We start from the raw sequence: 13,164 nt of genomic DNA, 5'->3' as shown, positions 1-13,164 counted from the left end.
ATTAGAGTTCCATCAATTGAAAAAACGGTATCTACAAGTGTACCCCATCAAAAAAGGTAGGGTATTTACTATCGATTTCACTGTCATTTTATGTATTTTTAACTAACCAATGTAAAAAATGATTGATTACTTTCAAGATAGTAAATTATGACTGAAAATTATTTTAAGACGTATCCGAATAAAGAAGGATTTTTCAATGAATATGGGGGTGCATTTATACCCCCCATGTTGGAAGAGGAGATGAAGAAAATCACTGATGCCTACTATGCCATCAGTAAATCCCATAGTTTTATCTCGGAACTCCGAAGCATACGCAAGCATTACCAAGGCCGTCCTACCCCGGTATATTATTGCAATCGCCTTTCTGAAAAATATGGCGGAAGAATCTATTTAAAAAGGGAAGACCTTAACCACACCGGAGCCCATAAATTGAACCATTGTATGGGAGAAGCTCTTTTGGCAAAACATTTGGGCAAAAAGAAATTGATTGCGGAAACCGGTGCCGGCCAGCATGGCGTGGCATTGGCGACGGCTGCCGCGTATTTTGGATTGGAATGTGAAATTCATATGGGCGAGGTTGATATGGAGAAAGAACGTCCAAATGTCGTACGTATGCATATCCTTGGAGCCAAGGTAGTACCTGTTACCCACGGATTGAAAACCTTGAAAGAAGCTGTTGATTCGGCTTTTGAAGCCTATATGAAAGACCCGATCAATACCATATATTGCATTGGTTCCGTTGTGGGACCACACCCTTTCCCTATGATGGTACGCGATTTTCAGCGTGTCGTTGGTATCGAGGCCAAAGCACAATTTTTCGATATGACCGGGGAATTACCAGACAATGTCGTGGCCTGTGTCGGTGGTGGAAGTAATGCCATGGGTATCTTTTCTGCCTTTTTGGAGGATAGCGAATGCAGCCTTTACGGTGTAGAACCCGGTGGACGTTCGTTGGAACATGGGGAACATGCCGCTACAATGACCTTAGGGAGACCTGGTGTTATCCACGGATTTAAATGCTATACCCTACAGGATGAAAACGGAGAACCTAGCCCTGTTTATTCCGTAGCCAGTGGATTGGACTATCCTGGTGTTGGCCCTGAACATAGCATGCTCAAGGATTTAAAGAAGGTAAACTACGACGTCATTTCCGATACGGAAGCCATTGATGCTTTCTTTGAACTTAGTCGTCTAGAGGGTATAATACCGGCATTGGAAAGTGCCCATGCCGTTGCATATGCCTTTAAATTGGCCCAGAAGGATCCTCAAAAATCCATTTTAGTGAATTTAAGCGGCAGGGGTGATAAGGATCTTGATTTTATAGTTGAAAATTATGAGATGCCCGAATAATCCTGGCGACATACATCAACTAGAGCAACTGTAACCCATTTACGAGTAATACCCGCAAACCAACGATCAACACCAAGATCGCGGTTATTCTTTTGATACTATTGGCGGACAATTTTTTAAGGCTTAGCCTTACTCCCAATTGTCCGCCAATCAGTACCGTGACCCCCAATGCCAAAGTTTCTACCCATGGGAGTTCAATCGTACCTGCGATCAGTAGTCCCACCAAACCGGATATGGAATTCACCAAGATAAAGAAACTGGCCAAAGCAGCAATCTTCACGGATTTGTTCCAGTTGATATGATTTAGGATAGGGGCTAAAAAAATTCCCCCGCCAATACCCACTAATCCGGACAACAACCCTATGACTGCTCCGATTACATAACTCAGCGAGCTGGGATACGTCTTCGTAGGCTCGTTCCATTTTATCCCTGAGGTCTGCCAAAGCAATGATACCGAAGAAATAATCAAAGCAATCCCAAGGATAATAAAGAACACCTCCTCCTTCAAGCGAAAGGATGCCCCTAAAAATGCCATGGGAATACTGGTTATTACGAATGGAAGAAAGTCCTTAAAACGTGTATGACCATGCTTTAAATATAGGAACGTACTTCCGGAAACCACCACCAAATTACAGACCAGTGCGATGGAACGAATGGCAAAAAAATTGACTAATACCAGGGTCAACAAAGCCAAATAGCTGGAACCTCCACCAAAACCAACAGAGGAATACAAGGTAGAAACCACAAAAAAACCGAGACATAAAAGGACCAATCCCTCAATACTTAACAGCATACTTTTTCAATTGCTCAATCCCACCGTTCACATTAATGATATCGGATTCATTTTTATAGGCTACAAGTATCGCTTGGGCCTCAAGACTTCGTGAACCACTATGACACAAAACATAAACCGGTTGATCATATTCAAGTGTATGTTTCCAATCCTCGATACCTTCCAATGGTAGATTAATAGAATTTTTGAGATGGAATTCCCTAAATTCCCCAACCGTACGTACATCTATGATTTGAATCGCATCGTTGGACAATAGCTTTTCAAAATCTTTCGATTCTATCGTATCGGAATTGGCACTACATTCAAAACCATAATTTTCTTGAAGTCCTGTTAATGTCAAATTGGATGGAATTGCACTGAACTTTATCTTCTGAAACGTTTGATCAAGTCCATTGAACAATAGTAGTTTTCCGGACAGCACCTCCCCTATTCCCGTAAGCACCTTAACGGCCTCTAAGGCCTGAAGGTTGCCCACGATGCCAGGAATTACCCCAAGTACACCATGTGCATTACAACTAGGGACTTCGTGGGCAGAAGGCATTTTTGGAAAAAGACATCGATATGTAGGTCCGTTTTTATAATTGAATACACTTACCTGTCCCTCAAAACTATGTAAGGCCCCATATACAAATGGTATTTTCAGTATCACACAGGCATCATTGATCAGATAGCGCGTCGGGAAATTATCCGTGGCATCAATTACCAGATCATACCCCTCGATAATCGAAAGGGCATTGTCCAAAGTCAGGAATTCACAATAAGGAATTAATTGGGTATCCGGATTTTGCGCCTTTAATTTTTTGATGGCAACGTCCAATTTGGCGTGCCCTACCTCATCCGCTGAATATAACACCTGCCGATGTAAATTGGAGAGTGAAACCTCATCTTCCTCAACAATGCCCAAAGTACCTACGCCCATGGCGTTCAAATAGGTAAGTACGGGAACACCCAGACCACCAGCCCCCACGACCAATACTTTGGCACTTGCCAATTTGGCTTGGGCTTCTGGACCAAAATCCTTCAGTTGTGTTTGTCTGGAATATCGTTCACCATTCATACTTATGCCAATTTAGCCAAGGCTTCCTGATATTCCAATTCTGAATTGGCATTCATCAGTACATTTTCGTTTTCCGGATAAACCAAATGTGTATCATTATTGATCAGGAATTTGCGAGGACAAGATCCATTACTACCAGCCTCCATATAACTTGTCGCCATTTTTAACCCGTAAGGTTCCCATATGGCACATAAAGGCTCTGGCAATGGATTCTCCTTCAGGGCATAGCAAGTCGCATAGGCATTGCTTTTACGGGAAGCTATTAAGTTGCGCAATGCTTTTTCATCGATCAAGGGTAAATCACAAGCCAATACCAACCAAGCCACTTCCGGATATGCTTTGTGTGCGGACAATATCCCGTTAAACGGCCCTTTGAAAACATCCTCATCCACAATAGTTTGAAATGTGGCACCTATTTCCTTGGTTTGTTCTTTTCGAATGCTCATAAAGGTATTATCGCACACTTCCTCTAACAATCGGTATAAGTATTCGCGTTGGGGAACACCGTGATAGGCAATCATTCCCTTATCCTTACCCATACGTACGCTCTTACCCCCTGAGAGGACCAATCCATATATTTTAGCGATTGAAGTCATGCTTTCCTCCAGATTTATGTTCTAATTGAATATTTGAAATGGTAATGTCCTGGGACAAGGCCTTACACATATCATAAATGGTCAGGGCACTTACCGAAACCCCTGTCAAGGCCTCCATTTCTACCCCAGTACGCTCTGTGCATTTCACCTTACAGGTTATATTCAAAGTGTTTTCCCCTGGTTTTATATCGATATGTACTTTGGATAGATTGAGTTGATGGCACAAGGGTATGAGTTCCGATGTTTTCTTAACCCCCTGGATACCTGCGATAATGGCTGTCTGTAAAATACTGCCCTTTTTGCCCAAAAAATCTTGTGCCTTCAAGGTTTCAAACACCGTACTCGGAAAACACACCTTACCTGAGGCCATGGCCATTCGGGATGAAACTTTTTTCTCGGATACATCGACCATGGAAGCATTACCTGCTTCATCTATATGTGAAAGTTTCTTGTTCATTTATCCTCCAATTGTGGTCATCGAATTCATGTAGGTCCCTTTTTGCTGTTTTTGGGCGTCAAAGCCAGTTTTGGCCCTGCTGCCAATAGCCTTCATTATTTGTTGCTTTACTTTTTCCTCGGATGATGACCCTCGTAATATATCCCTGATATTCATACAGGGCTGGGCATACAGGCAGGTAATCACATCACCGGTTGCCGTAATCCTTAATCTATTGCAACTACCGCAAAACGTTCGGCTAAACGAGGGTATGACCCCGAAAGAGCCTTTAAACCCCGGAATCTTATAATTCATTGAGGTCGATGTTGCTTCCGACTGAATTTCCTTATAATCAGGATAGGCTTCCTTGATATGCGCCAAAATCCGTTTATAATCCCAAGCGTTGCCTTCAAAATGTCGGGAACCCCCATTAAAAGGCATTTCTTCCAAATATCGAACACAAACATCATATTGTTCGGTAAGTGCCAGCATTGGAATGATATCTTGCGTATTCTGACCCGTCAATGCGATGAAATTAATACGCACATTAAAGCCTTCATTGATCAGTCGTATGATATTCTCATAGACTATGTCATACTCATCCCTCCTAGTGATTTTTTTAAAGGTTTCCCGATTTATGGCATCCATACTGACATTGATATTTTTAATCCCTAGAGCTTTAAGCTCGGCAATAAAAGGGCCTATCAATGTGGCATTCGTAGTAATGGAAATATCATTGAGACCTTTCATGTTCGCAAGGTTCCGAAGCAAGACCATCAAGTCTTTTCGCACAAAGGGTTCCCCACCGGTAATCCTTATTTTATCGATTCCTTGGGATACTAATATACTGCTCAATCGCGATAGCTCCTCAAGGGTAAAAAGGGTATCCTTCTTCGAAAAATCTATCCCACTTTCCGGCATACAGTAATTGCAGCGTAGATTACAACGATCTGTGACCGCCAAACGCAAATAATTAATTTTCCTGTTATGGTTATCTATCAACATATATTATGGGTGGGCAGAAACCCAAACTGATTTATCCTCGAACATTTCCTTTTTCCAAATGGGCACCGTTTCCTTTAGTGTATCGATCATATACCTACATGCTGCAAAACATGCATCCCTATGTGCTGTTGAAACGCCAATGACCACAACGGGTTCTTGTACTTTCTTAAGACCAACGGCGTGGCGAATGACCACCTTGTTCATAGACCATTTTTCGGCCGCCTGATCAACGATCTTTTCCATTTCCTTTAATGCCATGGACTTATAAGCTTCAAACTCCAGGGATATAACCGATTCATTATTTGTGAAATCCCGCACAGTACCTACGAACACACAAATACCCCCACTTTTAGCATCAGATAGTTCATCATACACCCTAGCGGTGTCAATGGTTTCAACGATCTCAATTATTGGTTTCTCCATTAGCCTCCGCTTACAGGTGGAATTATTGCTATCTCATCATTCTTTGTCAAAAACACCGCATCCGTGGCATACTCACTATTCACGGCCACCGCCAGCGAAGAAAGCTTACCGAATTCTGGATACGACGCAATCAAACGGCGTTTTAGGTCGCCCACCGAACCGGGCAAGGTATCTGCTTCCGAAAACCGGATTTCAGATTTCCCGACAATGTCTTTGGCTATCCCAAACAATAATACTTCCATATTGCAAAGATGATCTTAAATTTAAATAAAAAAAGCGGCTTGCATCTTAGATTAGGTCATTTTAACCTTTACCCTTTACTATCCCCGCTTTTTCAGGTTTCTTATAAAACCCATCGGGTTTGGCTTTTTCACTGACGGTCACATTTTCAAATGATACGGTGCGTTTGGGCGCTTTTATCATCCTGCCCTCATAGGCATACCACGTAATCGATTTCGGGAGTACCATGTCTGAAACGCGCATCCAATCTTCGTATCGAATCCAGCGAACATCGTCAGATGGTTCATCCGAGCCATAGGTAAACGTATACCCCAACCAGGCCATTTGATAGGTCTCCGGGTCATAATGAAGGTAATATTCATCTTTTGAAGAGGCCCCAACCCCATCATTATAGCTCATATGCACACCCGGGTATGATTTCCCCTCGAACACCAAATCTTCCGCTTTTTTATAATTGATGTTTTTATCGGCAAAGACATAAGGCATCGTGTAAAAATAAAACATCAAATTGTGGTACAAGGCCGCATTGCCCTTATAGGTTTTGGCTTCATCCAACAACCATACATTTTCCCCGTCGTAGCCCAAAGTTGCATCGGGTAAAGCAATTTTATCTTTTCTTGAATACAAATCGACGGTGTGCCATTCCCTAGCATCGGGTTTTGGTATTTCAAACTCCAATGTTCTTTTACCTCTCCAATTTTGAAGTCCCCCATGGGCATCGAACACTTTGTCCAGAGCTTCGGGATATTCATTTTCTTCTGTAGAAACATGTTTTTCAGGAATTTTCGTAACATCGGACTGTACTTCCTTGGGCTTTTCCTTGCAAGAAAAAAATAGGACTAAAAGAATAAGGGTTACCTGATATTTCATGTTTTGTTTTTAGATTTCGCAATTGGTCGCTTGCTTTTCCTATAATTTACATAGGGAACCAATATAAACTTTTAGGGTTGAAGTGACAATTCGCAATTTTATGCCGGATCGTGGTCTATCTCTAGTACCACAGCAATGCTAAGGCAGGAAAAAAATAACAAAAACCGAATACCTCAGCTCAATTTTTTAACCAATTGAAAAAGTTTAAACGAGTTCATTGCGCTATTTTTGTACCAATGAACATATCGAAACATATAAGCAGTCCACAAAATGCAATGATCAAACAACTTGTTCTGCTTCAGGAAAAATCCCGCGAAAGGAGAAAACAAGACGCATTCATTATAGAAGGAAAAAGGGAGATATCCTTGGCAATCAAAGCTGACTATGAGATAAAATCATTGCTGTATTCACCAGACATTATTTCAAGTGGGATGGTTTTGGATCTGGTCAAAAATGCGGGAAAACAACCAGAATTGATAGAAGTTTCGGATGCGGTATACCAAAAATTGGCCTATAGGACTTCTACAGAAGGTGTAATCGCCGTTGTAAAGACCAAAAAACATGCATTGCATGACCTTCAACTTAAAAATAAGAATGCCCTGATTCTTGTTGCCGAAGCCCCGGAAAAACCAGGAAATATCGGTGCCCTGCTACGTACGGCGGATGCCGCAAACTTGGATGCGGTATTGATTGCCAATCCTAAGGGTGACCTGTACAATCCCAATATCATCCGCTCCAGTGTTGGTTGTCTATTCACCAATAATATAGGTATAGGGAGCACCAGTGAAATATTGGCTTTTTTAAAGGAAAAGCAAATACATATATATTGTGCAGCCTTATCGGCTTCCGAAACCTATACCAAAACCAATTTCATGGGAGCTTCCGCAATTGTTGTGGGCACTGAATCAACCGGACTTTCGGAAGCTTGGCTGAAAGCGTCGACAAAAAACATCATTATTCCCATGGAAGGTCAAATAGATTCGATGAATGTATCAGTATCGGCGGCAATACTTATATTTGAGGCCAAACGGCAAAGATCACTTTAGCATCGACCCTATTTCCGTTAAACACCAAAAACCTTTTAATGACACAAACAAGCTTGTTTTATATAATTATAGCCATCTTGGTGATAGAGTTCATTATTGAAACCACACTGGATCATTTAAATTCAAAACGGTACAATGACCCTATACCCAATGATCTGCAGGATGTTTTTGATGCAGAGGAATACCAAAAATCGCAAGAATATAAAAAGACCAATTACAAATTCGGTCTTCTTACCTCAACCTTTTCATTGCTTCTAACCCTAGGATTCCTTTCTTTGGGTGGGTTCGAATGGATTGACACCTGGGCACGGAGTGTATCGGACAACCCCATTATAATCGCATTGGTGTTCTTTGCCATCATCATGATCGGCAGTGATTTGATCACCACCCCGTTCGGGTACTATAAGACTTTTGTTATTGAGGAAAGATTCGGTTTTAATAAAACCTCAAAAACCACCTTTTTTACGGATAAGCTAAAGGGGTATTTGATGATGGCTATTATCGGAGGAGGGCTTACAGCCCTTATTATATGGTTTTTTGAATGGGCTGGAACCAACTTTTGGGTTTATGCCTGGGCAGTCGTGGCTATCTTCACCTTGTTCATGAACCTATTCTATAGCAGGTTGATCGTGCCCCTGTTCAATAAGCAGAAATCCTTGGAGGAAGGAAGTCTTAAAACCAAAATTGAAGGGTACGCCCAAAAGGTAGGCTTCGAAATCCGTAATATATTCGTTATTGACGGTTCTAAAAGATCAACAAAGGCCAATGCCTATTTTTCAGGTTTTGGCAAAGAAAAAAGGGTAACTCTTTACGATACGCTTATCAATGATCTTGATGAAGATGAAATTGTGGCAGTTTTGGCCCATGAGGTAGGTCATTACAAACGCCATCATATAGTTTTCAATTTAATTTCCTCCATTTTGTTGACGGGATTCACGCTTTTTCTTTTATCCCTATTCATCAACAGTCCTGAGGTTTCTATGGCCATAGGGGTTTCACAACCAAGTTTTCATGCCGCACTGATCGGATTTGGAATTCTATACAGCCCAATTTCCGAGGTAACCGGTTTGATCATGAATTACCTGTCGCGGAAATTTGAATATCAAGCCGATGATTTTGCCAAGAATACATTCGCGGCCAAACCACTGATCACCTCGCTGAAGAAGTTATCCAAAAACAGCCTAAGCAACCTTACACCCCATCCTGCCTATGTTTTTATGCATTTTTCACATCCCCCACTAATAGCACGAGTCAAGAATTTAAAGGCATAATTTTTGTTGTGTATTAAAGGGGATTGTGTAATTTTATTAGAGTATGACTCAGGAAGCTATAGAACAGGAAAATAAAAAAATTGCAAAGCAATATAAGGAATTGCTGAAGATAACCTACCAGACCCTGTCTGACGATGATAAGGCTTTGGTTCGGCACGCCTTTGAAATCGCTGTTGATGCCCATAAGGAACAACGAAGGAAATCCGGTGAGGCTTATATTTTCCACCCAATAGCAGTGGCCAAGATCGTCGCTTCGGAAATAGGCCTGGATGCCGTATCGATTGCTTCCGCCTTATTACATGATGTCGTAGAGGATACCGATTACACCCTCGACGATATTGAGCGTATGTTCGGGGAAACGGTGGCCCGCATTGTTGACGGGCTCACCAAGATATCCCACCTTAAAAAGGACATGAACATATCGCAGCAAGCGGAGAATTTCCGTAAAATGTTGTTGACCCTGCATGACGATGTCCGTGTTATCATCATTAAGATTGCGGATCGATACCACAATATGTTGACCTTGGATGCGATGCCTGAACACAAACAAGTGAAAATGGCATCGGAAACCTTATATATTTATGCCCCTTTGGCCCACCGAATCGGCCTATACAATATTAAGACCGAGTTAGAGGACCTCAGTTTAAAATACACGGAGCCCGAGGTGTATAAGGATATCTTGGGTAAAATAGAGGAATCCAAAGAGGATCAACAAAAATATATTGACGATTTTACGGGTGTTATCCGTGATTCATTGGACAAGGAATCTCTCAATTACCACATTAAAGGCCGCATGAAATCGATCTTCTCCATTCGTAAGAAGATGAAGGTCCAGAATGTTTCCTTTGACCAGATTTACGATAAATTCGCAATCCGAATCATATACAAATCGGACCGGGCCAACGAAAAATTCCTGGCATGGAAAATATATTCAATAGTTACCGATCACTTTACACCGAACCCGGTACGTTTACGTGATTGGATATCCTCCCCGAAATCCACGGGATACGAAGCCTTGCACATTACCGTAATGGGTCCCATGGGTAAATGGGTCGAGGTGCAAATCCGAAGTGAGCGTATGCATGAAATTGCCGAAAAAGGTTATGCTGCACATTTCAAATACAAACACGGCGACCAAAAAGAACAAGGTATAGAAGTCTGGTTGAACAAATTACAGGAGGCTTTGGAAAATTCAAATGCCAATGCTGTTGACTTTGTAGAGGAATTCAAACTCAATCTATACTCAAAGGAAATTTTTGTGTTTACCCCTTTGGGCGAATTAAAATCGATGCCAAAGGGTGCCACACCCCTTGATTTCGCTTTTAACATACATACCGAAGTGGGCATGCATACCCGGGGAGCCAAGGTGAATGGAAAACTTGTACCATTGAACACCACCCTAAAAAGTGGCGATCAGGTTGAAATAATCACTTCTGACCAGGCTCAACCGAACCAAAACTGGCTCGATTATGCCACGACGGCAAGGGCAAGGGCAAAAATAAAATCTTCCCTACGGGAAGAAAAGAAAGCCGTCGCCAACGAGGGCAAGGAAATTTTACGAAGAAAGCTTAAATCACAAAAGATAAACCTTAACGAGGATACCATTAACAAAATGGTCACTTTCTTTAAGCTTAAGACCAGCCTGGATTTATTCTATCGCGTAGGTATAGGTGCTATAGACAATCAAAAAATAAAAGACTTTGCGTCATCGTACAGCAATGCATTCATCAGTTTCTTCAAGAGCAAGATAAGAAGATCCCCTATTCCTGAAAACATTGACAAGGATGAGATTACGGCAAAATATGATATGCTGGTCTTTGGTAACGAAGAGGAAAAACTCGATTATAAACTTTCGCAATGCTGTAATCCCATTCCGGGCGATACCGTTTTTGGGTTCATAAGCGTTAACGAAGGCATAAAAGTCCATAAGAAAAACTGCCCTAACGCTATTTCGCTGCAATCGAATTACGCTTATAGGATTATTGGTGCGAAATGGATAGATTCGTCCCAACAGGAGTTCCGATCGGAAATCCAATTAACGGGAATAGACAATTTGGGATTGATCAGTGAAATTACCTCGGTAATCTCGACCCATATGAATGTCAACATGCAAAACTTGAATTTCAGTACTGAGGGTGGTACTTTCACAGGTAGGATCACCGTCGTTGTAAAGAACAATAATATTCTTAAGAAATTGATCCAAAACCTAAAGCTTATCAATGGCATTGATAAAGTCACCCGAGTTTAGAAACTTAATTAAAATTTAGCCGTACATTTGTGCATTAATGCAGTGATTATTGTTATGCCTCCTAATAAAAACCAGGAAATTGTAAAAAACGTATTCACCACCTTTTTAGAAGAAAAAGGGCATAGAAAAACACCCGAACGTTACGCTATTCTTCAAGAAATCTACGAAAGTGACGAACATTTTGATATAGAATCACTTTATATCAACATGAAAAACAAAAACTACAGGGTAAGCCGGGCTACACTATACAATACCATTGAGCTTTTGTTGGAATCCAAATTGGTACGAAAACATCAATTTGGTAAAAATCAGGCCCAGTACGAGAAATCCTATTTTGATCGTCAACATGACCATGTTATCCTAACGGATACGGGTGAGGTGATGGAATTCTGCGATCCACGTATACAATCCATCAAAAAGACCATCGAAGAGGTTTTCGATATTAAGATAACGAATCATTCATTATACTTTTACGGAACAAAGAACAAAGAAGGTAACACAAACAACTAACCAAATTAAATAATGGCAGTAGATTTATTGTTGGGATTACAGTGGGGAGACGAAGGAAAAGGAAAAATCGTCGATGTACTCACAAAAAACTATGATATTATAGCGCGTTTTCAAGGGGGACCAAATGCCGGACATACTTTGGAATTTGATGGTATTAAACACGTTTTACATACCATACCCTCAGGGATATTCCATAAGAAAGCCATAAATGTTGTCGGTAACGGTGTCGTCATTGACCCTGTTATTTTCAAAAAAGAACTTGATGCCTTGGACGTCTTTGATATAGATGTAAAATCAAAACTATTCATTAGTAGAAAGGCACATTTGATCCTACCGACCCATCGTTTGTTGGATGCTGCCTCCGAAACCTCGAAAGGGAAAGCGAAAATAGGCTCGACCTTAAAAGGTATTGGTCCAACCTACATGGATAAAACCGGTAGAAACGGTATGCGAATCGGTGATTTGGAGTTGTCTGATTGGAAGGAAAAATACCGTGCATTGGCAGACAAACATGAGGCCATGATCGGTTTCTACAATGTGGATATCCAATATAACCTGGAAGAACTTGAAGACGAATTCTTCAGCGCTATAAAAACACTTAAGGAACTAACCTTTATCGATAGTGAGGAATATTTATACCAAGCCCAAAAAGCCGGGAAAAAGATTTTGGCGGAAGGTGCACAAGGATCGTTATTGGATATTGATTTCGGTACATATCCCTTCGTAACTTCCAGCAACACTACGGCCGCAGGTGCCTGTACCGGACTGGGTGTGGCACCAAACCAAATCGGCGAGGTAAAAGGTATCTTCAAAGCATATACCACCCGTGTTGGTAGTGGCCCATTCCCTACAGAGCTATTTGACGAGGATGGCAAGACCATGGCCAGTGTCGGTAATGAATTTGGTGCTACCACAGGTAGGGCCAGAAGATGTGGATGGCTCGATCTTGTTGCCTTGAAATATGCCGTCAGGGTAAATGGGGTAACCGAACTTATGATGATGAAAGGTGACGTCCTTAGTGGATTCAAAAAGCTTAAGGTCTGTACGGCCTATAATTACAAAGGGGAAGTCATTACGCACTTTCCCTATAACATCGAAGCTGAAAATGTTACACCCATTTACACCGAGATGAAAGGGTGGTCCCAAGACCTTACCAAAATGAGTAAGGCAGAGGAACTTCCTAAAACCTTGAATGATTATATAGACTTTTTGGAAAAGGAACTTGAGGTTCCCATTAAGATCGTTTCCGTGGGACCAGACAGGACCCAGACAATTCATAGGTAGGGACCGACTCGAAAACAAAAATCATTGGAGTGCCT

General features: G+C 41.5%; 14 protein-coding genes. 6 read left to right on the top strand and 8 right to left on the bottom strand.

What is annotated here, in order from left to right; genetic code table 11:
* Positions 1 to 147 precede the first annotated feature (147 nt).
* Positions 148 to 1,350, top strand: coding sequence for a tryptophan synthase subunit beta (gene trpB / locus HPE56_RS13005; RefSeq protein ID WP_188244193.1), 1,203 nt, complete (start codon positions 148 to 150; stop codon positions 1,348 to 1,350).
* Positions 1,351 to 1,369: 19 nt separating this feature from the next.
* Here the strand turns inward: trpB and HPE56_RS13000 are convergent, their stop codons facing one another.
* From HPE56_RS13000 to HPE56_RS12965, 8 genes are all read right to left on the bottom strand, one after another.
* The gene (locus tag HPE56_RS13000) at positions 1,370 to 2,143 is read right to left on the bottom strand and encodes a sulfite exporter TauE/SafE family protein (protein ID WP_188244192.1); all 774 of its coding nucleotides are present in this window, start codon (positions 2,141 to 2,143) and stop codon (positions 1,370 to 1,372) included.
* Complete coding sequence (locus HPE56_RS12995) at positions 2,127 to 3,200, bottom strand: HesA/MoeB/ThiF family protein (protein WP_188244191.1); 1,074 nt, start codon at positions 3,198 to 3,200, stop codon at positions 2,127 to 2,129. The genes HPE56_RS13000 and HPE56_RS12995 overlap by 17 nt, the downstream gene beginning before the upstream one ends.
* Positions 3,201 to 3,202: 2 nt before the next feature.
* Complete coding sequence (locus tag HPE56_RS12990) at positions 3,203 to 3,796, bottom strand: NTP transferase domain-containing protein (protein ID WP_188244190.1); 594 nt, start codon at positions 3,794 to 3,796, stop codon at positions 3,203 to 3,205.
* Complete coding sequence (moaC, locus tag HPE56_RS12985; protein WP_188244189.1) at positions 3,780 to 4,253, bottom strand: cyclic pyranopterin monophosphate synthase MoaC; 474 nt, start codon at positions 4,251 to 4,253, stop codon at positions 3,780 to 3,782. Before moaC ends, HPE56_RS12990 begins: the two co-directional genes overlap by 17 nt.
* Positions 4,254 to 5,237 carry a GTP 3',8-cyclase MoaA gene (gene moaA / locus HPE56_RS12980; protein ID WP_188244188.1) on the bottom strand — a complete coding sequence of 328 codons (984 nt, stop codon included), beginning with the start codon at positions 5,235 to 5,237 and terminating at the stop codon, positions 4,254 to 4,256.
* Between the two features lie 3 nt (positions 5,238 to 5,240).
* A complete protein-coding gene (locus tag HPE56_RS12975) occupies positions 5,241 to 5,660 on the bottom strand; it encodes a molybdenum cofactor biosynthesis protein MoaE (RefSeq protein WP_188244187.1) in 420 nt (139 codons plus the stop codon).
* Positions 5,660 to 5,902, bottom strand: coding sequence for a MoaD/ThiS family protein (locus HPE56_RS12970; protein ID WP_188244186.1), 243 nt, complete (start codon positions 5,900 to 5,902; stop codon positions 5,660 to 5,662). The genes HPE56_RS12975 and HPE56_RS12970 overlap by 1 nt, the downstream gene beginning before the upstream one ends.
* 61 nt (positions 5,903 to 5,963) lie before the next feature.
* The gene (locus HPE56_RS12965) at positions 5,964 to 6,770 is read right to left on the bottom strand and encodes a DUF6503 family protein (protein WP_188244185.1); all 807 of its coding nucleotides are present in this window, start codon (positions 6,768 to 6,770) and stop codon (positions 5,964 to 5,966) included.
* A 236-nt stretch (positions 6,771 to 7,006) separates the two neighbouring features.
* Here HPE56_RS12965 and HPE56_RS12960 point away from each other — a divergent pair, with 236 nt between their 5' ends.
* From HPE56_RS12960 to HPE56_RS12940, 5 genes are read left to right on the top strand one after another with little or no spacing between them, the layout of a single operon-like run.
* Positions 7,007 to 7,816, top strand: a complete 810-nt coding sequence (locus HPE56_RS12960) for a TrmH family RNA methyltransferase (protein ID WP_188244184.1) — start codon at positions 7,007 to 7,009, stop codon at positions 7,814 to 7,816.
* 38 nt (positions 7,817 to 7,854) lie between these two features.
* Complete coding sequence (locus HPE56_RS12955) at positions 7,855 to 9,087, top strand: M48 family metallopeptidase (RefSeq protein ID WP_188244183.1); 1,233 nt, start codon at positions 7,855 to 7,857, stop codon at positions 9,085 to 9,087.
* 43 nt (positions 9,088 to 9,130) lie between these two features.
* On the top strand, positions 9,131 to 11,335 hold the full coding sequence (locus HPE56_RS12950) for a RelA/SpoT family protein (protein WP_188244182.1): 2,205 nt from the start codon (positions 9,131 to 9,133) through the stop codon (positions 11,333 to 11,335).
* A gap of 54 nt (positions 11,336 to 11,389) precedes the next feature.
* Entirely contained in the window at positions 11,390 to 11,845 is a 456-nt protein-coding gene (locus tag HPE56_RS12945) for a Fur family transcriptional regulator (protein WP_109653123.1), read from the top strand.
* A gap of 12 nt (positions 11,846 to 11,857) precedes the next feature.
* Positions 11,858 to 13,129 (top strand): adenylosuccinate synthase, encoded by a 1,272-nt coding sequence (locus HPE56_RS12940; protein WP_188244181.1) that lies wholly within the window; start codon positions 11,858 to 11,860, stop codon positions 13,127 to 13,129.
* Positions 13,130 to 13,164: the final 35 nt, after the last annotated feature.

The organism is Maribacter aquimaris, from assembly GCF_014596745.1.
Lineage (GTDB): Bacteria > Bacteroidota > Bacteroidia > Flavobacteriales > Flavobacteriaceae > Maribacter_A > Maribacter_A aquimaris.
Note: the sequence above shows the minus strand (reverse complement) of the source record. Positions and strands in the feature narration are given on the sequence as shown.

Coding starts and splice junctions, on each gene's coding strand:
- trpB (WP_188244193.1), top strand. CDS start 148: ATGACTGAAAATTATTTTAAGACGTATCCGAATAAAGAAGGATTTTTC.
- HPE56_RS13000 (WP_188244192.1), bottom strand. CDS start 2,143: ATGCTGTTAAGTATTGAGGGATTGGTCCTTTTATGTCTCGGTTTTTTT.
- HPE56_RS12995 (WP_188244191.1), bottom strand. CDS start 3,200: ATGAATGGTGAACGATATTCCAGACAAACACAACTGAAGGATTTTGGT.
- HPE56_RS12990 (WP_188244190.1), bottom strand. CDS start 3,796: ATGACTTCAATCGCTAAAATATATGGATTGGTCCTCTCAGGGGGTAAG.
- moaC (WP_188244189.1), bottom strand. CDS start 4,253: ATGAACAAGAAACTTTCACATATAGATGAAGCAGGTAATGCTTCCATG.
- moaA (WP_188244188.1), bottom strand. CDS start 5,237: ATGTTGATAGATAACCATAACAGGAAAATTAATTATTTGCGTTTGGCG.
- HPE56_RS12975 (WP_188244187.1), bottom strand. CDS start 5,660: ATGGAGAAACCAATAATTGAGATCGTTGAAACCATTGACACCGCTAGG.
- HPE56_RS12970 (WP_188244186.1), bottom strand. CDS start 5,902: ATGGAAGTATTATTGTTTGGGATAGCCAAAGACATTGTCGGGAAATCT.
- HPE56_RS12965 (WP_188244185.1), bottom strand. CDS start 6,770: ATGAAATATCAGGTAACCCTTATTCTTTTAGTCCTATTTTTTTCTTGC.
- HPE56_RS12960 (WP_188244184.1), top strand. CDS start 7,007: ATGAACATATCGAAACATATAAGCAGTCCACAAAATGCAATGATCAAA.
- HPE56_RS12955 (WP_188244183.1), top strand. CDS start 7,855: ATGACACAAACAAGCTTGTTTTATATAATTATAGCCATCTTGGTGATA.
- HPE56_RS12950 (WP_188244182.1), top strand. CDS start 9,131: ATGACTCAGGAAGCTATAGAACAGGAAAATAAAAAAATTGCAAAGCAA.
- HPE56_RS12945 (WP_109653123.1), top strand. CDS start 11,390: ATGCCTCCTAATAAAAACCAGGAAATTGTAAAAAACGTATTCACCACC.
- HPE56_RS12940 (WP_188244181.1), top strand. CDS start 11,858: ATGGCAGTAGATTTATTGTTGGGATTACAGTGGGGAGACGAAGGAAAA.